This window comes from Frigoribacterium sp. CFBP 8759 (assembly GCF_014841655.1).
Classification (GTDB): domain Bacteria; phylum Actinomycetota; class Actinomycetes; order Actinomycetales; family Microbacteriaceae; genus Frigoribacterium.
Genome location: NZ_JACYUH010000002.1, coordinates 650,204 through 672,272, shown reverse-complemented (window position 1 = coordinate 672,272; position 22,069 = coordinate 650,204). Strand labels below are relative to the sequence as shown.

Annotated in this window: 18 protein-coding genes and 1 pseudogene; all 19 read right to left on the bottom strand. The window is 71.3% G+C overall.

Going from position 1 to position 22,069, the window contains the following annotated elements; translation table 11 throughout:
- Positions 1-55: 55 nt before the first annotated feature.
- On the bottom strand, positions 56-1,513 hold the full coding sequence (locus IFT79_RS08410; RefSeq protein WP_123570084.1) for a glutamate synthase subunit beta: 1,458 nt from the start codon (positions 1,511-1,513) through the stop codon (positions 56-58).
- Complete coding sequence (gene gltB / locus IFT79_RS08405) at positions 1,506-6,083, bottom strand: glutamate synthase large subunit (protein ID WP_192123639.1); 4,578 nt, start codon at positions 6,081-6,083, stop codon at positions 1,506-1,508. Before gltB ends, IFT79_RS08410 begins: the two co-directional genes overlap by 8 nt.
- Positions 6,084-6,371: 288 nt before the next feature.
- The gene (gene lgt / locus IFT79_RS08400; RefSeq protein WP_233568323.1) at positions 6,372-7,373 is read right to left on the bottom strand and encodes a prolipoprotein diacylglyceryl transferase; all 1,002 of its coding nucleotides are present in this window, start codon (positions 7,371-7,373) and stop codon (positions 6,372-6,374) included.
- Positions 7,374-7,459: 86 nt separating this feature from the next.
- Entirely contained in the window at positions 7,460-8,275 is an 816-nt protein-coding gene (trpA, locus tag IFT79_RS08395; protein ID WP_056045280.1) for a tryptophan synthase subunit alpha, read from the bottom strand.
- On the bottom strand, positions 8,272-9,480 hold the full coding sequence (trpB, locus tag IFT79_RS08390; RefSeq protein ID WP_056045283.1) for a tryptophan synthase subunit beta: 1,209 nt from the start codon (positions 9,478-9,480) through the stop codon (positions 8,272-8,274). The genes trpA and trpB overlap by 4 nt, the downstream gene beginning before the upstream one ends.
- A 2-nt stretch (positions 9,481-9,482) precedes the next feature.
- Positions 9,483-10,256, bottom strand: a complete 774-nt coding sequence (gene trpC, locus IFT79_RS08385) for an indole-3-glycerol phosphate synthase TrpC (RefSeq protein ID WP_123570085.1) — start codon at positions 10,254-10,256, stop codon at positions 9,483-9,485.
- Positions 10,257-10,472 (bottom strand): annotated as a pseudogene (locus IFT79_RS08380) (DUF6704 family protein); the annotation flags it as partial.
- 144 nt (positions 10,473-10,616) lie between these two features.
- Positions 10,617-11,261: a Trp biosynthesis-associated membrane protein gene (locus IFT79_RS08375; RefSeq protein WP_159826568.1), complete on the bottom strand. Its 645-nt coding sequence runs from the start codon at positions 11,259-11,261 to the stop codon at positions 10,617-10,619.
- Positions 11,261-12,793 (bottom strand): anthranilate synthase component I, encoded by a 1,533-nt coding sequence (locus IFT79_RS08370; RefSeq protein ID WP_369794370.1) that lies wholly within the window; start codon positions 12,791-12,793, stop codon positions 11,261-11,263. Before IFT79_RS08370 ends, IFT79_RS08375 begins: the two co-directional genes overlap by 1 nt.
- A complete protein-coding gene (gene hisI, locus IFT79_RS08365; RefSeq protein ID WP_054146066.1) occupies positions 12,786-13,202 on the bottom strand; it encodes a phosphoribosyl-AMP cyclohydrolase in 417 nt (138 codons plus the stop codon). Before hisI ends, IFT79_RS08370 begins: the two co-directional genes overlap by 8 nt.
- 86 nt (positions 13,203-13,288) lie before the next feature.
- On the bottom strand, positions 13,289-14,095 hold the full coding sequence (hisF, locus tag IFT79_RS08360; RefSeq protein ID WP_192123637.1) for an imidazole glycerol phosphate synthase subunit HisF: 807 nt from the start codon (positions 14,093-14,095) through the stop codon (positions 13,289-13,291).
- A 2-nt stretch (positions 14,096-14,097) separates the two neighbouring features.
- On the bottom strand, positions 14,098-14,937 hold the full coding sequence (hisG, locus tag IFT79_RS08355) for an ATP phosphoribosyltransferase (protein ID WP_123570089.1): 840 nt from the start codon (positions 14,935-14,937) through the stop codon (positions 14,098-14,100).
- Between the two features lie 64 nt (positions 14,938-15,001).
- Positions 15,002-15,265, bottom strand: a complete 264-nt coding sequence (locus IFT79_RS08350; RefSeq protein WP_043592769.1) for a phosphoribosyl-ATP diphosphatase — start codon at positions 15,263-15,265, stop codon at positions 15,002-15,004.
- Positions 15,262-15,927 (bottom strand): ribulose-phosphate 3-epimerase, encoded by a 666-nt coding sequence (gene rpe / locus IFT79_RS08345; RefSeq protein WP_192123634.1) that lies wholly within the window; start codon positions 15,925-15,927, stop codon positions 15,262-15,264. The genes IFT79_RS08350 and rpe overlap by 4 nt, the downstream gene beginning before the upstream one ends.
- Positions 15,928-15,936: 9 nt before the next feature.
- Complete coding sequence (locus IFT79_RS08340; protein ID WP_192123632.1) at positions 15,937-17,307, bottom strand: RsmB/NOP family class I SAM-dependent RNA methyltransferase; 1,371 nt, start codon at positions 17,305-17,307, stop codon at positions 15,937-15,939.
- Positions 17,304-18,287 carry a methionyl-tRNA formyltransferase gene (gene fmt, locus IFT79_RS08335; RefSeq protein ID WP_192123630.1) on the bottom strand — a complete coding sequence of 328 codons (984 nt, stop codon included), beginning with the start codon at positions 18,285-18,287 and terminating at the stop codon, positions 17,304-17,306. Before fmt ends, IFT79_RS08340 begins: the two co-directional genes overlap by 4 nt.
- A gap of 15 nt (positions 18,288-18,302) precedes the next feature.
- Complete coding sequence (locus IFT79_RS08330; protein ID WP_342211798.1) at positions 18,303-20,378, bottom strand: primosomal protein N' family DNA-binding protein; 2,076 nt, start codon at positions 20,376-20,378, stop codon at positions 18,303-18,305.
- Between the two features lie 2 nt (positions 20,379-20,380).
- Complete coding sequence (gene metK, locus IFT79_RS08325) at positions 20,381-21,613, bottom strand: methionine adenosyltransferase (RefSeq protein ID WP_056045305.1); 1,233 nt, start codon at positions 21,611-21,613, stop codon at positions 20,381-20,383.
- Positions 21,614-21,733: 120 nt separating this feature from the next.
- Entirely contained in the window at positions 21,734-22,000 is a 267-nt protein-coding gene (rpoZ, locus tag IFT79_RS08320) for a DNA-directed RNA polymerase subunit omega (RefSeq protein ID WP_056045308.1), read from the bottom strand.
- Positions 22,001-22,069 lie beyond the last annotated feature (69 nt).

Here is a 22,069-nt window from a genome sequence, read left to right as displayed (position 1 = left end):
AGGGGGTGGGACGACTACAGCCCGACTCCCACCCTATTCCCGTCGGATGGCCGGATCAGACCGAGATGGACCGATCGGTGGGCTTCACCGGGAAGGGCAGCACGGTCTGGCCCTCGAGGTAGGCGTCGACGGCGGAGGCCGTGGCGCGGCCCTCGGCGATCGCCCAGACGATGAGCGACTGACCGCGCCCGGCGTCGCCGGTCACGAAGACGCCGGGTTCGCCCGTCTCGTAGGTGGCACCGCGCTCGAGGGAGCCGCCACCGTCGAAGGTGAGCCGCAGCTGCTCCTCGATGGTGTCGCGCTCGGGTCCCGTGAAGCCGAGGGCGAGCAGGACGAGGTCGGCGGGGACCTCGCGCTCGGTGCCCGCCTTGGGGACCCGTCGCCCGTCGACGTACTCGGTCTCGGCGACGCGGATGGCCCGCACCTCGCCGACCTCGTTGGTCAGGAACTCGACCGTCGACGCGAGGTAGACCCGCTCGCCGCCTTCTTCGTGGGCGCTCGACACCTCGAACAGCGTGGGGAACATCGGCCACGGCTGTGCCTCGGGGCGTTCTTCCGGGGGCTGCTGGCCGATCGCGAGGTTGGTCACCGAGAGGGCACCCTGCCGGTGGGCGGTACCGATGCAGTCCGCACCGGTGTCGCCGCCGCCCAGCACGACGACGTGCTTGCCCTCGGCCGTGATCTGGTCGGCCACCGTGTCGCCCGCTCCGGCCCTGTTCTGCTGCACGAGGTAGTCCATGGCGAAGTGGATGCCGGACAGGTCGCGTCCCGGGATCGGCAGATCACGGGGAACCGTCGCGCCCGTCGCGACGACCACGGCGTCGTAGCGGGCCCGGAGGTCGTCCCAGGCGATGTCCCGACCGATCTCGACCCGGGCGCGGAAACGCGTGCCCTCGGCCTGCATCTGGGCGATGCGCTGCTCGATCTGCTTCTTCTCCATCTTGAAGTCGGGGATGCCGTAACGCAGCAGGCCACCGATGCGGTCCTCGCGCTCGTAGACGGCGACCGTGTGGCCGGCACGCGTGAGCTGCTGGGCGGCGGCCAGCCCGGCGGGGCCGGAACCGACGACGGCGACCGTCTTGCCCGTCAGGCGCTCGGGCGGGTGCGGGGTGACCCATCCGTTGGCGAACGCCTGGTCGATGATCGAGACCTCGACCTGCTTGATCGTCACCGGGGGCTGGTTGATGCCCAGGACGCAGGAGGACTCGCACGGCGCGGGGCAGAGACGACCGGTGAACTCCGGGAAGTTGTTGGTCGCGTGCAGGCGCTCGACGGCCTGACGGCCCTCTCCACGCCACATGAGGTCGTTCCACTCGGGGATCAGGTTGCCGAGCGGGCAGCCCTGGTGGCAGAACGGGACGCCGCAGTCCATGCAACGGCCCGCCTGACGTCGGAGCTCGCCGCTCTCCTGCTGCTCGTAGACCTCTTTCCAGTCCATGAGCCGGACCGACACGGGTCGGCGCTTGGGCAGCTCGCGGGTCTGCGTCTTCAGGAAGCCTTTGGGGTCAGCCACCGGTCACCTCCAGGATTCTCTTCCATGCTTCGTCGCCATCGGGGTCGAGACCCTCGTCGACGGCCGTCTGCCGGGTGGCGAGGACGGCGGCGTAGTCGCGGGGCAGCACCTTCACGAACTCGGCCACCGTGGCGTCGAGGTCGTCGAGCATGTGCTCCGCCACGGGTGACCCGGTCTCGGCGAGGTGCCGGCGCAACAGGTCGGTCAGGATCTCGACGTCGGCGCTGCCGAGGGGGTGGAGTTCGAGTTCACCCGAAGCGAGCGCCTCGGCGTTGACCCGTTCGGGCTTGAGCCGGTGCACGTAGGCCGTCCCTCCGGACATGCCTGCTCCGAGGTTGCGGCCCGTGTCGCCGAGGATGACGGCGAGACCGCCCGTCATGTACTCGAGCGCGTGGTCGCCCACGCCCTCCGCGACCGCGCTGGCCCCCGAGTTGCGGACCAGGAAGCGCTCCCCCACGATGCCCCGCAGGAACATGCTGCCCTGGGTCGCGCCGTAGCCGATGACGTTGCCGGCGATGACGTTCTCCTCGGCGGCGAAGGCGCTGCCGCGGGGCGGACGCACCACGACGTTGCCGCCGGAGAGGCCCTTGCCCACGTAGTCGTTGCTGTCGCCCTCGAGGCGCAGGGTGATGCCGGCGGGCAGGAACGCACCGAGCGACTGACCGGCCGAACCACTGAGGTTGATCTCGATGCTGCCGTCGGGCAGGCCGTGCTCACCGTGTCGCAGGGTGACCTCGTGCCCGAGCATGGTGCCGACCGCCCGCTCGGTGTTGCGGATCGGGAGCGTGATCTCGACGTGCCCACCGTTCTCCAGCACGTCGGCACTGCGCTCGATCAGCTGCACGTCGAAGTGCCCGTCGAGGCCGTGGTCCTGCGAGGTGCGGTTGCGTCGGGGCTCGTCGTCGGAGAACGTCGGACCGACCAGCACCGGGGCGAGGTCGAGACCCGAGGCCTTCCAGTGGTCGACGGCGCGGTCGACGTCGAGGACGTCCGTCCGGCCGATGGCCTCGTCGAGACTGCGGAAGCCCAGCGCGGCGAGGTACTCGCGCACCTCCTGTGCGAGGAACTCGAAGAAGTTGACGACGAACTCCGGCTTGCCGGAGAAGCGGGCACGGAGCTCGGGGTTCTGGGTCGCCACACCGACCGGGCAGGTGTCGAGGTGGCAGACCCTCATCATGATGCAGCCCTCGACGATCAACGGCGCCGTGGCGAAGCCGAACTCCTCGCCGCCGAGCAGGGCGGCGATGAGGACGTCGCGGCCGGTCTTCATCTGACCGTCGACCTGGACGACGACACGCTCGCGCATCCCGTTCAGCATGAGGGTCTGCTGGGTCTCGGCGAGGCCGATCTCCCAGGGCGTGCCCGCGTGCTTGAGCGAGTTCAACGGGCTCGCGCCGGTGCCCCCGTCGTGGCCGGACACGAGCACGACGTCGGCCAGGGCCTTCGTGACCCCTGCCGCGACCGCGCCGATGCCGGACTGGCTCACGAGCTTGACGTGGACGCGGGCCTTGGGGTTGGCGCGCTTGACGTCGAAGATCAGCTGCTTGAGGTCCTCGATCGAGTAGATGTCGTGGTGCGGCGGCGGCGAGATGAGACCGACGCCGGCCGTCGCGTGACGCGTTCGTGCCACCCAGGGGTAGACCTTCGTCGGCGGGAGCTGACCGCCCTCGCCCGGCTTGGCGCCCTGGGCCATCTTGAGCTGGATGTCGGTGGCGTGCGTGAGGTACATGCTGGTGACCCCGAAGCGCCCGGAGGCCACCTGTTTCACGGCGCTGCGGCGCTCGGGGTCGAGGAGGCGGTCGACGTCCTCTCCGCCCTCGCCGGTGTTGGATTTGCCGCCGAGGCGGTTCATCGCGATGGCGAGGGTCTCGTGCGCCTCCTGCGAGATCGAGCCGTAGCTCATCGCCCCCGTCGAGAACCGCTTCACGATCGACTCGATGGGCTCGACCTCGTCGAGCGGGACGGCCGGGCGGACGCCGTGCTTGAGCCGGAACAGCCCGCGCAGCGTCATCAGCTGCTCGGCCTGGTCGTCGACGAGCTTGGTGTACTCGCGGAAGATGTCGTAGCGGCGGGTGCGCGTGGCGTGCTGCAGCCGGAACACGGTGTCGGGGTTGAAGAGGTGCCGGGGACCCTCGCGGCGCCACTGGTACTCGCCGCCTGTGGCCAGCCGCTCGTGCGCGATGACGGAGCCGTCGCTGGGGTAAGCGCTCGTGTGTCGCTGCTTGTTCTCGGCCGCGATGACGTCGATCCCCACGCCTCCGAGCATCGACGAGGTACCGGTGAAGTACGTGTCGACGAACTCCTGGCTGAGGCCCACGGCCTCGAACGCCTGCGCCGCGGCGTAGCTCGACACCGTCGAGATGCCCATCTTCGACATGATCTTGAGCACGCCCTTGCCGAGAGCCTTGATCAAGTTGTGCACGGCGTCCTCGGGGCTCAGCCCGGTGATCATCCCGGCCCTCACGAGGTTCTCGCAGGTCTCCATCGCGAGGTACGGGTTGACCGCGGACGCGCCGTAGCCGATCAGCGTGGCCACGTGGTGCACCTCGCGCACGTCACCGGCCTCGACGATCAGGCCGACCTTCATGCGGTTCTCGGTGCGGATCAGGTGGTGGTGCACCGCGGCGATCATGAGCAGCGACGGCACCGGGGCGAAGTCGGCGTTCGAGTCGCGGTCGGAGAGGACGATGAACTCCGCACCGGCCTCGATCGCGTCGTCCACCTCGTTGCACATGGCGGCGATGCGCTTCTCGAGTGCCCGCGGGCCCTTGTCGGCGCGGTACAGCCCGCGGATGGTCGACGTCTTGCGGGAGCCGGGGCTCGGGTCGATGTGCTGGATCTTGGCGAGCTCGTCGTTGTCGATGACGGGGAAGTCCAGGATCACCTGGCGGGCGTGCTCGGGGGTCGCGGCGAGCAGGTTGCGCTCGGGACCGAGACCCAGCTTGAGCGACGTGACCACCGACTCGCGGATGGAGTCGAGCGGAGGGTTCGTCACCTGGGCGAACTGCTGCGTGAAGTAGTCGAACAGGAGGCGCGGGCGCTCGGACAGGACGGCGATCGGCGTGTCGCTTCCCATGGCACCCAGGGGCTCCGCGCCGGTCTTCGCCATCGGCGTCAACAGGATGCGGACCTCTTCTTCGGTGTACCCGAAGGTGCGCTGACGGCGGGTGACCGACGCCGGGGTGTGCACGATGTGCTCGCGTTCGGGCAGCTCCGAGAGGTGGATGCGCCCCTCGGCGAGCCACTCGCCGTAGGGCGCGGCCGTGGCGAGGTCGCGTTTGATCTCGTCGTCCTCGATGATGCGGCCGGCCTCGGTGTCGACCAGGAACATCTTGCCGGGGCGGAGCCGTCCCTTGCGGACCACCTTGGCGGGGTCGACGTCGATGACGCCGATCTCGCTCGCGAGGACCACGAGGCCGTCGTCGGTGACGAGGTAGCGGCCCGGCCGCAGGCCGTTGCGGTCGAGGGTGGCGCCGACGTGCGTGCCGTCGGTGAACGTGATGGCCGCGGGGCCGTCCCACGCCTCCATGAGCATCGAGTGGTACTCGTAGAAGTCGCGCAGGGTGGGGTCGATGTCGACCTGGTTCTCCCACGCCTCGGGGACCATCATCATGACCGCGTGCGGCAGGGACCGGCCGGTCAGGCTGAGCAACTCGACGACCTCGTCGAACGACGCCGAGTCGCTCGCCCCGGGGCTGACGATGGGGAGGATGGGCTTCAGGTCGCCGATGAGCTCGTTCTCGAGCTGGGACTGCCGGGCACGCATCCAGTTGCGGTTGCCCCGGACCGTGTTGATCTCGCCGTTGTGGGCGATCATGCGGAACGGCTGTGCCAGCGGCCACGACGGGAACGTGTTCGTCGAGTAGCGCGAGTGCACGATCGCGAGTTTCGAGGCGAAGCGCTCGTCGCTCAGGTCGGGGTAGAACGGCTCGAGCTGAAGTGTGGTGACCATGCCCTTGTAGACCATGGTCCGGCTGCCCAGAGAGGTGAAGTAGGCCGAGAGTTTGCGCTCGGCACGCTTGCGCAGCCGGAACGCCTGGCGGTCGAGCGCGACGCCGGCGAGCGGGACGCCGTCGGCGTCGTGGTGCCTGCTGGCGACGAAGAGCTGCTCGAAGGCGGGCATCGCGTTGCGCGCCAACGTGCCGAGTTCTTCGGGGCGCACGGGGACCTCGCGCCAGCCGAGGACGTCGAGGTGCTCGAGGTCGGCGATGCGCTCGATGCCCGTCTTCAGCTCGGAGCGCTCCTGCTCGTCGAGGGGCAGGTAGGCGATGCCCACCGCGTACTGGCCGGCCGGCGGCAGGTCGAAGTCGACCTCGTGGCGCAGGAACTCGTCGGGCACCTGGCAGAGGATGCCCGCACCGTCCCCGGTGCCGGCGTCGGAACCCACGGCACCTCGGTGCTCGAGGTTCCGGAGGGCCCGCAGGGCGGTGTCGACGATGTCGTGACCGGGGGTTCCACGGAGGGTCGCCACCATGGCGAGGCCACAGGCGTCCTTCTCGTTGCGCGGGTCGTAGAGGCCGCTGGCCTCGGGGACCGTGCTGAACTGCTGGTGTGCTGGCGTGAGAGCCATGGAATCCGTCCTCACGAAGAGATCCGACAGGGGGCGGGACGACGTCGGCCCGAGGTGCCTGACGGGGCCGGCTTCTGTGGGCGGCCCCGACTCGGCGGGAGAGGTCGGCTCGTGGCGACCGTGGGCGTGCACGCCGGCGGGAGGGGCCGACTGCGCTCGATCTTACGAGGCGCGGGTGCGTGCACGGGACCGTGTCGCGGGCGGATCGTTCGCACCGGGATGGGGTGGAGGGGATCGGGCGCCACGACGGTGGGGCGCCGGGCCCGCGGTCGTCGTGGAGTGGACGACCTAGGGACGCGGTGAGCGATCGGTGTTGTCGTCCGATGCGCCGACGGTGACCAACTCGGGTTCGTCGTTCTCCGTGTACGTGCCGTCAGAGTCTACAGCAGCCGCCCGCTCGCTCGGCGCACGGCCGGGCACGTAGGGGCCGGGGACCGTGCCGGTGTGGCGGCGGGAGGCGAGGACGAAGAGGACGATCCCGAGGACGATGGCGAAGAAGCTCATCCAGACGTTGGTGCGGATGCCGAAGAAGAGCAGGCTGGGATCGGTGCGGATCGACTCGAACCAGGCCCGTCCGATGCCGTACCAGACCAGGTAGAAGGCCAACGACCGACCCCACTGCATGGGGGCCTTCTTCTCGAGGAGCACGAGGATCGCGACGCCGGCGAGCATCCAGACGATCTCGTAGAGGAAGGTCGGGTGGAAGAGCGTGCCCTCGGGCAGGCCGGTGGGGTAGGCGGCGTTCGTGGACTCGATCTCGAGGCCCCAGGGCAGGTCGGTCGGCATGCCGAAGAGCTCGTGGTTGAACCAGTTGCCGAGGCGTCCGAAGGCCTGCGCGACGAGCAGGCCGGGGGCGAGGGCGTCGGCGAAGACCGTGAACCGGAGACCGGTGAAGCGGCAACCGAGCCAGACGCCGACGGCACCCAACAGCAGGGCGCCGTAGATGGCGAGGCCGCCCTCCCACACGAAGAGGACGTGGATGTACTGGTCGGGCGAGGAGAAGTAGTCCGCCGGGTGGGTGATGACGTGGAACAGGCGTCCCCCCGCGATGCCGAACACCACGGCCCAGATGGCCACGTCGATGACGATGCCCTTCTCCGCCCCCTGCCGGTTCAGACGGTGGTTCGTGATGACCACCGCTGCGACGATGCCGACGAGGATGCAGATCGCGTAGGCGTGTATCCGCAGCGAGCCAGGCAACGACGCCCCGAAGGTCGAGTTCAACCAGGCGGTGACGTCGAAGTACTGCCAGGCGGCCGACGGGCTCGGGATGCTCAAGGGAACGAACACGGGCGTGATGCCTTTCGGAGGGGGTGCGGAGCGTCGGTCACCCGACGGGTGACGACTCTAGCGCGAGGGCGTCGGACCCGAGGGGGTCAGGAGGCGGAGGGGGCCGCGCCGGACGACAGGTCGGCGGAGACCTCGGCGAGGCGTTCGACCCCGCCGTCGGCGAGGGCACGGACGAAGGCCGAACCGATGATGGCACCGTCGGCGTAGTCGAGCACCTCGCGGACCTGCTGGGCCGTGGAGATGCCGAGACCGACGCAGGCGTTCTCGACGCCCACCTCGCGGAGTCGGGCGACGAGGGTGCTCGCCGCCGCGTCGACGTCGGTTCGGGCTCCTGTGATGCCCATCGTCGAGACGGTGTAGACGAAGCCGCGACTACTGGCCACGGCCTGCCGGAGGCGCGAGTCGCTGGACGACGGAGCGGCCAGGAACACCCGGTCGAGGTCGGCGGCCTCGGCCGCGGACATCCACGCGTCGGCCTCGTCGGGGATGAGGTCGGGGGTGATGAGCCCGGCACCGCCCGCGGCCGCGAGGTCGTCGGCGAACCGCTGGACGCCGTACTGCTCGACCGGGTTCCAGTAGGTCATCGGGATGACCGGGGCGTCGACGCGGGAGGTGATCTCACGGATCGCCGTGAAGACGTCGCGCACGCGGAACCCCTCGGCGAGGGACCGCTGTGTGGCTGCCTGGATGACCGGGCCGTCCATCACGGGGTCGGAGTACGGGATGCCGAGTTCGATGACGTCGATGCCGTTCTCGGCCATCGCCACCGCGGCCTCGATGCTGGTGTCGAGATCGGGGAACCCGACCGGCAGGTATCCGACGACGGCGCCGCTCCCGGCGTCTCGCCGGGCCCGGATCGCGTCGCCGACCTTGCTCGTCCCGGCGGGGACTGCGGCGGTCACAGCTGCTGTGCCTTCTCGTCGAGGACGCCGAAGTACCGGCTCGCGGTCGAGACGTCCTTGTCGCCACGGCCGCTGAGCGAGACCAGGATCGTCCAGTCGGGGTGCTCCAGACCGAGCTTGATCGTGCCCGCCAGGGCGTGTGCCGACTCGATCGCGGGCATGATGCCCTCGGTCTGCGAGAGCAGTCGGAAGGCCTGCATCGCCTCGTCGTCGGTGATCGGCTGGTACTCGGCCCGGCCCGACTCGGACAACCAGGCGTGCTCCGGGCCGACGCTCGGGTAGTCGAGGCCCGCGGAGATGGAGTGGCTCTCGAGCGTCTGACCGTCTTCGTCCTGCATGAGGTACGACTTGGTGCCCTGGAGGTTGCCGATGCGGCCGAGGGTGATCGACGCCGCGTGACGGCCCGTCTCGACGCCGTCCCCGCCGGCCTCGAAGCCGAACAACCGCACCGAGGGGTCGTCGAGGAACGCGTGGAAGATGCCCATGGCGTTCGAGCCGCCGCCGACGCAGGCCGTCACGGCGTCGGGCAGTGCTCCGGTCAGGTCGAGGACCTGCTGGCGGGCCTCTTCGCCGATGATCTTGTGGAAGTCGCGCACCATGGCCGGGAACGGGTGCGGACCGGCGACCGTGCCCAGCACGTAGTGCGTGGTGTCGACGCTGGAGACCCAGTCGCGCATGGCGTCGTTGATGGCGTCCTTGAGGGTGCGGGAGCCCGTCGTGACCGAGACGACCTCGGCTCCGAGCAGGCGCATCCGCGCGACGTTGAGCGCCTGGCGCTCGGTGTCGACCTGCCCCATGTACACGACGCACTCCATGCCGAAGAGGGCGGCGGCGGTGGCCGTCGCGACGCCGTGCTGACCGGCTCCGGTCTCGGCGATCAGGCGAGTCTTGCCGAGCTTTCGGGCCAGCAGCGCCTGTCCGAGCACGTTGTTGATCTTGTGGGACCCCGTGTGGTTGAGGTCTTCACGCTTGAGGATGATGCGGGCACCACCGGCGTGCTGGGCGAACCTCGGAACCTCGGTGATGATCGACGGCCGGCCCGTGTAGGTGGCGTGGAGAGCCGTCAGCTCGGCGGCGAACTCGGGGTCGACGGCCGCGGCCTTGTAGGCCGCGTCGAGCTCGTCGAGGGCGGCCACCAGGGACTCGGGGACGAAGCGACCCCCGAACGAACCGAAATACGGACCTGTCTCGTCGCGCAGTGCCATGGTCAGACCTCCAGGAAGCGGGTGATGGCGTCGGCGGGGTCGCCGTGGGTCACGAGGGCTTCGCCCACGAGCACGACGTCGGCACCGGAGCGACGGTAGTGGGCGACGTCGTCGGGCGACGAGACCGCCGACTCGGCGACGCGGGTGACGCCCGTCGGGATCGAGTGCGACAGGCGACCGAAGAGGTCCCTGTCGAGTTCGAAGGTCGTGAGGTCGCGGGCGTTGACGCCGAGGACGGTGGCACCGGCGTCGAGGCCGCGCGACACCTCGTCGGCGGAGTGCGCCTCGATGAGTGCGGTCATGCCCAGTTGCCTCACGAGGTCGTGCAATTCGAGGAGGCGAGGCTGTTCGAGCCCGGCGACGATCAGCAGCACGAGATCGGCACCGGCCGCCCGGGCCTCGAACACCTGGTACGGGTCGGCGATGAAGTCCTTGCGGAGGACGGGCACGTCGACTGCGGTGCGAACGGCCTCGAGGTCGGCGAGGGAGCCCTTGAACTTCCGGCCCTCGGTGAGGACGCTGATCGCGCTCGCTCCCCCGGCCGCGTAGGAGCGGGCCAGAGACGCCGGGTCGGCGATGGTCGAGAGGTGGCCCCGTGACGGGCTGGCGCGCTTCACCTCGGCGATGACCTTGACACGGTCGCCGGGGGCGAGGGCGGTGCGGGCGTCGAGTGCGGGCTCACGAGAGAGCGCCGCTGCCTCGACGGCGGCGAACGGGAGGGACTCGCGGCGTGCTGCGGCGTCGGCCACGGCACCCGCGTAGAGGTCGTCGAGCACCTAGTTGTGGGCCTTCGGCACGTAGCGGTGACCACCGACGCCGTAACCGGCCTTCTTGAGCACGAGACCGACGATCAGTCCGACGACGACCAGGCCGGCCGAGGCCCAGACGATCCACGGGACGTCGAGGAAGAAGGCCAGCGTGCCGATGGCGAAGCCGACCAGCATGATGACGACGGCGGTCCAGGCGGCGGGCGAGTTGCCGTGCCCGAGGTCGTCGGCCGTCTCGGTGTCGCGGCCCTTCGAGCCGGAGTCGACCTTCGCGGGGGCGTTCGCGAGGGGCGCGTCGCCACCGGACGGGGTGCTCGTCGTGTTCGTGCTCACAGTGCTCCTTGGATCAGGTCGGTACGAGGGCTGAGTCTACCGGGTACGACCCGGCTCGGTGGGGCCCGACCCGCCCTCGTCGAGGTGCGCCGGGTCGTCGGTGGGATCGTCGCCACCCGACAGCGCGTCCCAGGCGGCCGCCGGATCGGCCGAGGGATCCGCGGCGACCAGTCGCGTGGCGGAGTACTTGCGGGTGGCCTGGGGCCAGGCGCCCGCGAGGAGCACGGTGGCGACTCCGAGGAGCGCGGCGAGGACGCCGGCCACGAGCCCGAGCCAGGGCCAGGCCGTGGGCTCGACCGAGGAGACGATGGCCCGGATCGAGTCGGTGCCGTCGACGCCCGTGGCGGTCGTCACGGCGCTCCCCGAGGCGCGCACGGGGTCGGCCAGGGCGGTCGACGTCGTGACGACCACGCTGACGCCCAGTGCCACCTGGAGAACCCCCAGGACGACGCGGAAGACGCGGCCGGCGATCGTGAGCGCCCCGAAGAGCGCCAGGCTGGCCAGCGACAGGGCGGACAACGGCGCACCGGCGACGTCGCCGGCGACGTCGAGCGGGAGGTCTCCGCCCTGGGGGGAGGCGACGACGACGTGGAACCAGTCCTGCGTCCAGGACAGCAGGGCGAGTCCCGCGAGCAGGATGCCCCCGAGGATCGTCGTGAGCTTCAGGCGACGAGCGGGCATCAGCGGAGCCGTGCCATGGCGTTCGCGACCGCGACGGCACGCAAGGGGGCCGCGGCCTTGTTGCGCGCCTCCTGGTTCTCGGCGACCGGGTCGCTGTCGGCGACGAGACCGGCACCCGCCTGCACGCGGGCCACGCCGTCCTGCAACAGGACGGTGCGGATCGCGATCGCGACGTCGGCCGAGCCGGCGAAGTCGAAGTAGCCGACCACTCCCCCGTAGACGCCCCGCTGGGCGGGCTCGAGTTCGTCGATGATCTCGAGGGCCCGGGGCTTGGGAGCACCCGACAACGTGCCGGCCGGGAAGGTGGCACGGAACGCGTCGATGGCGTCCTTGCCGGGAGCGAGGTCGCCCTCGACGCTCGAGACGAGGTGCATGATGTGGCTGAACCGTTCGACCTGCATGAACTCGGTGACCTCGACGGTTCCCGGCGTGCACACCTTGAGCAGGTCGTTGCGGGCGAGGTCGACGAGCATGAGGTGCTCGGCGCGTTCTTTCTCGTCCGAGGCGAGTTCGTCGGCGAAGCGCTGGTCCTCGTCGGGCGAGGCTCCGCGGGGCTTCGACCCGGCGATGGGATGCGTGTAGGCCCGCCGGCCGTCGACCTTGACCAGCGCCTCGGGCGACGAGCCCACGATGGTGTACGGCCGGCCCTGCACGTCGTCGAGGGTCACCAGGTACATGTACGGGCTCGGGTTGAGCGTCCGCAGCACCCGGTAGACGTCGAGCGGCTCGGCCGTGACCTCGTGGTCGAAGCGCTGGGAGACGACGACCTGGAAGACGTCGCCGTCGTGGATGAACTGCTTCGACCGCCGGATCGCGTGCGCGTACTCGTCGTCGGTCGAACGGCGGGTCGGCGTGGCCTCGATCGTCAGGTCGACGTCGGACAGGAACGCCTCGCTCGGGGCCGCGAGTCGGGATTGGAGGTCGTCGAGTCGGGACTGCGCGTCGGCCCACAGGACGTCGGGCTCGTCGGTTCCGTCGTTCAACGCGGTGGCGACGAGCAGGACGGCACCCGTGCGGTGGTCGAGGGCCACGAGCTCGGACACGAAGCTGAGCGCCTGGGAGGGCACCGTGAACTCGGCCGGCGGCGCGTCGGGAAGGTGTTCGAGCTCGCGCACGGCCTCCCAGCCGATGAACCCGACGAGGCCGCCGGTGAGGGGCGGCATGCCGTCGATGCGCGGGGTCGCCCACCGGTGGTGCAGGGCGGAGAGCACCTCGAGGGGACGGCCGACGGCATCGCCCAGCGCCCGGTCGCGGTCGATGCCGTAGTCGATCCAGCGGGCCTCGCCGTCGTCGGTCGTGAGCACGCCGAACGACGAGACGCCGACGAAGGACCACCGGGACCAGATCCCGCCCTGGGCCGCCGACTCGAGGAGGAAGCTGCCGGGCCTGCCGTCGGCGAGCTTGCGGTACACCCCCACGGGCGTCTCGCCGTCGGCGAACAGGTCGCGGACGACCGGGACGACCCGGTGCCCGGCCAGCCGCTCGTCGAACTGGGCCCGGGTCGTCGAGGTGCGGATCGGGGCGTCAGCCACGGAGGCCTCCGGTGGGGTCGGTGTCGCCGGACGGCAGGGACGAGGAGGCGGTGGCCGGCTCGAGCGGGTCGACCTCGAAACAGGAGTGCGAGCCCGTGTGGCAGGCGGCGCCGATCTGTTCGACCGTGACGAGCAGCACGTCGTCGTCACAGTCGAGGGCGGCGGCGCGGACGAACTGCGCGTGACCGGACGTGTCGCCCTTGCGCCAGTACTCCTGTCGAGAGCGGGACCAGAAGGTGACGCGCCCCTCGGTGAGGGTGCGGCGGAGCGCCTCGGCGTCCATCCACCCCATCATGAGCACGTCTTTCGTGCCCTCTTGTTGGATGATGGCGGGCAGCAGGCCCGACGCGTCGAACCGGGCACGGGCGACGACGGGCTCGACCGTCTCACGCGTCAGCTGGTCGGTCATGGTGTGCTCCTCGATGCGATGCGATGCGATGCGATGCGGTGCGATGTCGGCTGGTCGGCTTCGGACCGGTGCGGTGACGGCCCGCCTCAGCGGACGACGGCCCCCGACCGGGCCAGCTCGTCCTTGACCTGGCCGATGGTGAGTTCGCCGTTGTGGAAGACCGACGCCGCGAGCACGGCGTCGGCACCCGCCTCGATGGCCGGGGCGAAGTGCTCGAGCCGACCCGCCCCTCCGGACGCGACGACCGGCACCCGGCTGAGCTCGCGCATGGCGCGGACGAGTTCGAGATCGAAGCCCTGCTTGGTGCCGTCGGCGTCGATCGAGTTGACGAGCAACTCGCCCGCCCCGCGTTCGATGGCCTCACGCGCCCAGGCGAGCGCGTCGAGGGTCGTCTCGGTGCGACCGCCGTGGGTCGTGACGACGAAGCCGGAGGGGGTGCCGCTCGAACGCTTGACGTCGAGCGAGAGGACGACCGCCTGGGCTCCGAACCGGTCGGCGATCTCGCCGATCAGGTCGGGCCGCGCGATGGCGGCGCTGTTCACGCCGATCTTGTCGGCCCCCGCCGCCTGCAGCCGGGCGACGTCGTCGGTGGTGCGCACGCCGCCCCCGACCGTCAGCGGGATGAAGACCTGCTCGGCCGTCGCCCGGACGACGTCGTAGGTGGTCGACCGCTCGTCGACCGTGGCGGTGACGTCGAGGAAGGTGATCTCGTCGGCACCCTGCTCGTAGTACGTGCGGGCCAGCTCGACCGGGTCGCCCGCGTCGCGCAGGTCGAGGAAGTTGACGCCCTTCACCACGCGGCCGGCGGCCACGTCGAGGCACGGGATGACCCGGACGGCGAGGGAGGCGTCGGCGGCGACCGCGCCGGGGACGACCGCGTCGTCGGCGGTCACGGCTACAGCCTCGCGGCGTGGATCGGGCTGACCAGGATCGCCCGCGCGCCGAGGTCGTAGAGGGCGTCCATGACCTGGTTGGTGTCGGACCGCGGGACCATCACGCGGACGGCTGCCCAGTCGCGGTCGTGCAGCGGGGAGACGGTGGGCGACTCCATGCCGCCGGCGACGGCGGTCGCGGCGTCCAGCTTGTCGACCGGGACGTCGTAGTCCATGAGGACGTACTGCCGGGCCACGAGGACGCCCTGCAGGCGACGGTGGAGGACCGCCAGACCGTCCACCTCGGCGTCGGACGAGATGAGGACGGCCGTCGACTCGAGGATGACCGGCCCGAAGATCTCGAGCCCGGCCGCCCGCAGGGTCGCACCGGTCGACACGACGTCGGCCACGGCGTCGGCGACGCCCAGCTGCACGGCGCTCTCGACCGCTCCGTCGAGCGGCACGAGGGTCGCGGTGACGCCGTGGCTCTCGAGGAACGAGCCGACGAGGCCGGCGTAGCTCGTCGCGACCCGGGTGCCCTGCAGCTGGCGGAGGTCGGCGAAACGGCCGGGAGGGCCCGCGAAACGGAAGGTCGAGCCGCCGAAGTCGAGGGGTGCGACCTCGTGTGCCGGCGAGTGCGAGTCGAGCAGCAGGTCGCGACCCGTGATGCCCACGTCGAGGGCGCCCGACCCCACGTAGGTCGCGATGTCGCGCGGGCGGAGGTAGAAGAACTCGACGCCGTTGCGCGGGTCCTCGACGTGGAGGGTCTTGGGGTCTCGGCGACCGGTGTAGCCGGCCTCGGCGAGCATGGCGGAGGCGGTCTCGCTGAGCGATCCCTTGTTGGGCACTGCGACGCGGAGCATGGGGTTCTCTGTCTGCTGGGGCGCCGCGCGAGCGGCGTGACGAACGGGGGTGACGGAGGCCGACTCAGAGATGTCGGTAGACGTCGGCCGGGGTGATGCCCTTGGCGATCATCATGACCTGCAGGTGGTAGAGCAGCTGGGAGATCTCTTCGGCGGTCGCGACGTCGCCCTCGTACTCGGCGGCCATCCAGACCTCGGCGGCCTCTTCGACGATCTTCTTGCCGATCTGGTGCACGCCGGCGTCGAGTTCGGCCACGGTGCCCGACCCCTCGGGCCGGTCGCGGGCCTTGTCGCTGAGCTCGAGGTACAGGTCGTCGAAGGATTTCACGACGTCAAGGCTACCGTCGCGGCGGCGGCCCGGAGTGCAGCGATGTTGTCGACGGGCGACCCACCGTAGACGGCGGACCCGGCGACCACCGTGTCGGCACCGTTCTCGACGGCCGTGACGATGGTCTCGGTCGTGATGCCGCCGTCGACCTCGAGCCACACGTCGAGCCCGGAGGCGCGCACGGCCTCACGGGCACGGGCCAGCTTGGCCATCGTCTCGGGCATGAAGGACTGCCCGCCGAAGCCCGGCTCGACCGTCATGACGAGGATCATGTCGTACGAGTCGAGGGTCTGGAGGTAGGGCTCGAGGTCGGTGCCCGGCTTCACGGCGACGGAGGCGCGGGAGCCGTTGCTGCGGATGGCCTGCGCCGTCGAGACGGGATCGGACGCCGCCTCGGCGGAGAAGGTCACCGAGAAGGCGCCCGTCTCGGCGTAGCGGGGTGCCCAGCGGTCGGCGTCGTCGATCATCAGGTGCAGGTCGAGCGGTACGGGGCTGACCTCGCCGAGACGCTGCACGACGGGGAGTCCGAGGGTGAGGTTGGGCACGAAGTGGCCGTCCATCACGTCGACGTGCACGAGGTCGGCGGTCGAGATGCGCTCGAGGTCGCGCTCGAGGTTCGCGAAGTCGGCCGAGAGGATGCTGGGGCTGATGCGGATCGACACGGGACGAGCCTACCGTCCGGCACGTTTCTCTATCAGGGCGACGAACATGGCGTCGGTGCCGTGACGGTGCGGCCAGAGCTGGACGAACGGTGCCGACGCCAGGTCGACGGCGCGGCCGGCGATGCGCTCGACGCCGGCCGTCGCGTCGAGCAGGACGAGATCGTCGTCGCGGCCTCGGAGGCCCGCCTCGACGACTCCGCGCGTCTCGGCCGTGTGCGGGGAGCAGGTCACGTAGGCCAGGACTCCCCCGGGCGCCAGCGCGTCCAGGGCGCTGGCGAACAGGCGCGACTGGAGGGCCGTGAGCTGACCGACGTCGGCCGGCTGCTTGCGCCACCGGGCCTCGGGTCGCCGCCGCAGGGCCCCGAGACCGGTGCAGGGGGCGTCGAGCAGGATGCGGTCGAAACCTCCGGGCCGTTCCGCCCCGAAGCGGGTGGCGTCACCCTCGAGGACCTCGACGTCGCCCGGGACGGCCTCGAGCGCCTGTCGGACGAGCCCCGCCCGTGCCGGGACGAGCTCGTTGGCGACGAGGTGGGCACCCGCCCGAGCGGCCTCGGCACCGAGCAGGGCGGCCTTGCCGCCGGGCCCGGCGCACATGTCGAGCCACCGTTCTCCGGGTGTGGCGGGGCGGTGGCGGCTGAGGAGGAGTGCGGCGAGCTGCGACCCTTCGTCCTGAACGCGGGCACGCCCCTCGCGGACGGCCGTCTGCTGGGCCGGATCACCCCCACCGCTCGTCGCCGCCAGCGGCGACAGGCGCCCGCTCGGGGCGCCGAGCTCGGACACCTCGGCGAGGCCCGGCAGGGCGACGAGGCTGACCTTCGGGGCGTCGTTGTCGGCCGACAGCAGATCGACGAGCTCGCCCTCCCGCCCCTCGGCGGCCAGCGAACGACGGAACGCCCGCACCACCCAGGCGGGGTGCGACCACTCCGCGGCCAGACGGTCGTCGTCCCCGGTCGTGCCGGCCAGGACCCGCTCGCGCCACTCGTCGGGCGTCGACCGCGAGATGGTGCGCAGGACGCCGTTGACGAATCCGGTCCCCGATCGGCTGCCCACCTGACGCGCGAGCTCGACGCTCTCGTCGACGGCGGCGTGGACGGCCACGCGCGTCGAGAGGAGCTGGTGCGCGCCGAGGCGGAGGACGTCCAGGAGTGCCGGGTCGATCGCATCGGTGCCCCGACGGGCGGCCAGCGCGATGACGCGGTCGTAGTAGCCCCGGAGGCGCAGGGTGCCGTAGGTCAGTTCGGTCGCGAGCCCCGCGTCCTGGGCCCCAAGACGGGCCCGGACGATGCGCTGCGGCAGCAGGAGGTTGGCGTAGGCGTCGTCCTGCTCGACGGCCCGGAGGACGTCGAGGGCGACCTGGCGGGCGGGCTGGACTCGGCTCATGAGGTGCTCTTCGGGTCGGTGTCGGTGTCGGTGTCGGCCGGGACGGGCGGGGTGGGCGGGGTCACGCGACGGTCGACCCCGCGGGGCAGCCCCCGCCACCAGTCGGCCGCCGACATCTCTTTCTTGCCCGCCGGTTGCACCCGGACCAGCTCGACGGGCGAGGAGGCGGTGCCCAACAGCACACGGCGGCCCCGGGACTCGAGGCGACCGGCCTCGAGAGGTGCCTCGTCGTTCGACGTCGTCCGCGCCTCCGTGATCTTGAGGCCCGAGCCGTCGAGGTCGACGCGGGCGCCGGGCTCCGGCGTGACGCCTCGGAAACGGGCGATCACCTCGGTCGCCGGTCGCGAGGCGTCGAGGACGCCGTCGGCGAGGGTCAGCTTGGGGGCGAGCGTGACCGCGCCGGTCTGGGGCGTCGCCGTGGCCGTGCCGTCGGCGAGGCGGTCGACGACGTCGACCAGCAGGCCGGCACCGGAACGCGCGAGCTCGGCGAGGAGCTGGCCTGCGGTCTCGGTGCCGTCGAGGAGGCGCTCGAGGGTGCCGTAGACGTCCCCCGCGTCGAGCTCGGGGACGAGCTGGAACACCGCGGCGCCCGACACGGCGTCGCCCGCCATGAGCGACCGCTGGACGGGGGCGGCGCCGCGCCAGGCGGGAAGGAGGGAGAAGTGCAGGTTGACCCAGCCGAGCCGGGGGGCGCCGAGGAGGGGCTCGCGGAGCAGGGCACCGTAGGCCACGACGACGCCGAGGTCGGGATCGAGTCCCGTGAGCTCGGCCGTGACCTCAGGCGTGATGCGGCGGGCCTTGACGACGCGGAGACCGAGGCGGTCGGCCTCGACGGCGACGGGGGTGGGGGTCAGGACACGTCTGCGTCCCTGCGGGGTGTCGTCGCGGGTCAGCACGGCGACGATCTCGTGAGGACCGTCGGCGAGGGCGGTGAGCGAGGGCACGGCAGCGGCGGGGCTGCCGGCGAAGACGAGGCGCATGGGGTTCCTGGCGGGTCAGTCGGCGAACGGCTCGACGTCGTCGAACCGCACTCTGAGTGTAGGGACGGCCCGCGCACGCTTCTGACCGAGCGCCTTGCGTCGGTCCGTGGCCGCCCGGATGACCTGGGAGCGGAGGGCCAGCGCCACGTCGTGACCGCGCGAGTAGTCGAAGCGGACGATGGCGCGGACGCCGGCGGACTCGACGTCCACCGGGCCGAGGGTCTCGGCACGGACTTCGTCGGGAAGGTCATCGAGCGCACGCGCGACGGTGTCGACCGTGCCGGTCACGGTCGCCACTCGGACGGCCGGGGGGAAGCGCAGGACGCGACGGTCGGCGAGCTCCGAGGAGACGAAGCGGGCGAGCTCCCACGTCGCGAGGGCAGAGGCGATGGCGCCACCCACCCCGACCAGCACGACCGGGGCGCGACGTGCGGCCAGGGCCGTGGCGTTGGCCCACCAGCGGAGGCAGTCCTCCGCGACGCGGAGGCTCTCTCGGGCGAGCATGCGCTCACCGTCGAGCAGCAGCACGGCTCGGTAACCGCCGGCGGCGATCGGCTCGGCCCCGCGGGTCGCGACGACGATCGCCGGGTCGGCGTCGACGTGGGTCAGGGCCCTCGCGCCGTCCGAGACGATGACGCGCACCCCGGGGAACGCCTTGCCGAGTTCGTCGGCCGTCCGCGACGCGCCGGTGCCGACGGCCCGCATGCGCGTTCCCTCGCAGGTGCGGCAGTGCCACGAGACGGCCAGGGCGCCACACCAGGCGCAAGCCGGGGTCACCCCTCGCTCGCGTTGCTGGAGTGGGCCGTTGCAGCGCAGGCAGCGTGCCGTGTCGCCACAGTCGACGCAGGCCAGGCGTGGCGAGTAGCCGGGCGAGGCCACCTGGATCAGGACCGGTCCGTGCTCGACCGCGGCCCGCGCCTCGGCGTAGGCCGAGGAGGGGATGCGGGCCTGCGCGGCGAATCCGTCCGTGGCGGCCTGACGGACGGTCGGCACGACCCGGGGCTGGTAGCGCGGATCGGGACGCACCTCGGCCAGGAAGCCGATCTCGACCAGGCGCTGGACGTCGGTGCTGCGGGAGTGGCCGAGGAACACCAGGGCGCTGTCTTGTTGGGCCTGCCGGAGCAGCGCGGTGTCGCGGGCGTGCACGTACGGGGCGAGCGGCTCGCCGAAGGACGGGTCACCGTCGTCGAACACCACGACGACCCCGAGCCTGGCCGAGGGGGCGAGCAGGACGGACCGGTTGCCGACGACGACCACGGGCTCGTCGCCTCGGGCACGGAGGAGCGCTCGGTAGCGGTCGGCGTTCGACTGTCGGGAGTCGAGCCGGACGACGCGGTCGGGCGGGAGGACGGCGGCGAGGGCCTGGAGGACGTGCTCTTCGTCGCGGTAGTCGGGGACGGCGACCACGGCGTTGTCGCCCGCGCCGACGGCGACCGCAGCGAGCTGGGCGGCCGTGAGGGCCCAATGACCCACCCATGCCCCGTCGGGCAGTTCGACCAGCAGCGGAACGGCGTCGACCGCCGCGCGACCGCGGGCCGCAACGAGCCCGGCGAGGTCGGTCGACCGATAGCCGACGACGACCGGGACGGGTTCGGGGTGGGCGTCGGCGTCGTGGTCGGGAGTCGAGGGTGCCACGGGAGCCACGGTCGGGGCAGTGGGGCCGGTGGGGCCGGAGGCCGGTGAGGACGAGTTGTCAGCGGCGGCCAGGTGGGCCTTCTCGACCCGGACCTGACGCGGTGGGATCGCGAGCCGCACGACGTCGCTGGCCGATCCGCCGGCCCGGTCGGCCACGGCGCGCGCGAGGCGCCACACCTCGGGTGCCAGGACCGACACGGTCGACACGACGTCCTCGATCTCGGACAGGTCGCCGCCGTGCTCGGACGACGACGCGACCTCGACGACGAAGCCGTCGGCGATGCGCCCGGCGGAGCGGAGCGGAACCTTGACGCGGATGCCCGGGGCGATCTGGTCGCGCAGCCGCTCGGGCACGGCGTAGTCGAACAACCGGTCGAGTTGCGGCAGCGGCGATTCGACCATCACCCGGACGACGCGCGGCACGCTGTCGACGGGGACGTCGGCGACCGCCGCCACGGTCAGAGCCCGGCGGCGGCCCGGAGGGCGTCGACGCGGTCGAGCGCCTCCCAGGTGAAGTCGGGCAGGTCGCGACCGAAGTGGCCGTAGGTCGACGTCGCCGCGTAGATCGGCCTCAGCAGGTCGAGGTCGCGGATGATCGCCGCCGGGCGGAGGTCGAACACGCTCTCGATGGCGGCCGTGATGACGTCGTCGCCGACGTGCCCGGTGCCGAAGGTCTCGACGTAGAGGCCGACGGGTGCGGCCCGCCCGATCGCGTAGGCCACCTGGAGTTCGAGCCGGTCGGCGAGGCCCGCGGCGACGGCGTTCTTGGCCACCCACCGCATGGCGTACGCGGCGGACCGGTCGACCTTCGAGGGGTCCTTGCCCGAGAACGCGCCCCCACCGTGACGGCTCGCCCCGCCGTAGGTGTCGACGATGATCTTGCGGCCGGTGAGTCCGGCGTCGCCCTGCGGGCCGCCGATCTCGAACCTGCCGGTCGGGTTGATGATGAACCGGGTGTCCGTGGACGAGAACCCTGCCTCGTCGAGGACGGGGCGGATGACGTGCTCGATGACGTCGGACTCGAGCTGAGCGCTCGAGACCGCAGGCGAGTGCTGGGTCGACAGGACGACGGTGTCGACGGTCGTGGGCACGACCCCGTCGTAGCCGACCGTCACCTGCGTCTTGCCGTCGGGCCGGAGGTAGTCGAGGGTGCCCGACTTGCGCACGGCCGCCAGTCGCTCGGCGAGCCGGTGGGCCAGCCACACGGGGAGCGGCATGAACTGGGGGGTCTCGTTGGTGGCGTAGCCGAACATGATGCCCTGGTCGCCGGCACCCTGGCGGTTGAGCAGGTCGTCGTCGCCGCCACGCGCCTCGAGGGCGGTGTCGACGCCCTGGGCGATGTCGGGCGACTGGGACCCGATCGACACCTCGACGCCGCAGGTACGGCCGTCGAAGCTCACGGCCGACGAGTCGTAGCCGATGCCCACGATGAGGTCGCGCACGATCGTGGGGATGTCGACGTAGCCCTTGGTGGTGACCTCGCCGGCCACGTGCACGAGTCCCGTCGTGACCATGGTCTCGACCGCGACCCGGCTGGCGGGGTCGACAGCCAGCAGCGCGTCGAGGATGCCGTCCGAGATCTGGTCGCAGATCTTGTCGGGGTGGCCCTCGGTGACCGACTCGGAGGTGAAGAGTCGAAGGGAGGTCGATGCCGTCGGGGCGGGGGCGGTCGTCGTGTCGGTCGGGGTCACGGTGTTCCTCTGGGTGTCGTTCTGGGTGGGGACGCGATGAGGCCCCGCGGGATGGACTCCCGGGGGCCTCGTCAGATGATAGGACCGACCACCGTCAGAGGGGCTGGTCGTGTCGCCCCGCTACTCGGAGGGGACGGCGAGCGGCTTCACCTCGAGCTTGTCCTCGTTGATCTCGTGCATCGCGACCGACAGGGGCTTGTCGTCGATGGAGCTGTCGACCAGGGGGCCGACGTTGTCGAACAGGCTGCCCTCGTGCAGGTCGGCGTAGTAGTCGTTGATCTGACGCGCGCGCTTGGAGGCGAAGATGACGAGTGCGTACTTCGACTCGACCTTCGACAGCAGCTCGTCGATGGGGGGATCGATGATGCCCTGGTTCTTGTCGGCCATTGGTTGCTCCTCGTGTCGATGGGGGACGGTGCCGGCTCCGCTCGGGACGAGCGTGGGCACCAAGATGGG

What these genes read in the sequence shown, in the direction of transcription:
- gltB (WP_192123639.1), bottom strand. Translation starts at nt 6,083, where the DNA reads ATGGCTCTCACGCCAGCACACCAGCAGTTCAGCACGGTCCCCGAGGCC.
- trpB (WP_056045283.1), bottom strand. Translation starts at nt 9,480, where the DNA reads ATGGCACTGCGCGACGAGACAGGTCCGTATTTCGGTTCGTTCGGGGGT.
- IFT79_RS08375 (WP_159826568.1), bottom strand. Translation starts at nt 11,261, where the DNA reads ATGCCCGCTCGTCGCCTGAAGCTCACGACGATCCTCGGGGGCATCCTG.
- hisI (WP_054146066.1), bottom strand. Translation starts at nt 13,202, where the DNA reads ATGACCGACCAGCTGACGCGTGAGACGGTCGAGCCCGTCGTCGCCCGT.
- hisG (WP_123570089.1), bottom strand. Translation starts at nt 14,937, where the DNA reads ATGCTCCGCGTCGCAGTGCCCAACAAGGGATCGCTCAGCGAGACCGCC.
- IFT79_RS08340 (WP_192123632.1), bottom strand. Translation starts at nt 17,307, where the DNA reads ATGAGCCGAGTCCAGCCCGCCCGCCAGGTCGCCCTCGACGTCCTCCGG.
- fmt (WP_192123630.1), bottom strand. Translation starts at nt 18,287, where the DNA reads ATGCGCCTCGTCTTCGCCGGCAGCCCCGCCGCTGCCGTGCCCTCGCTC.
- rpoZ (WP_056045308.1), bottom strand. Translation starts at nt 22,000, where the DNA reads ATGGCCGACAAGAACCAGGGCATCATCGATCCCCCCATCGACGAGCTG.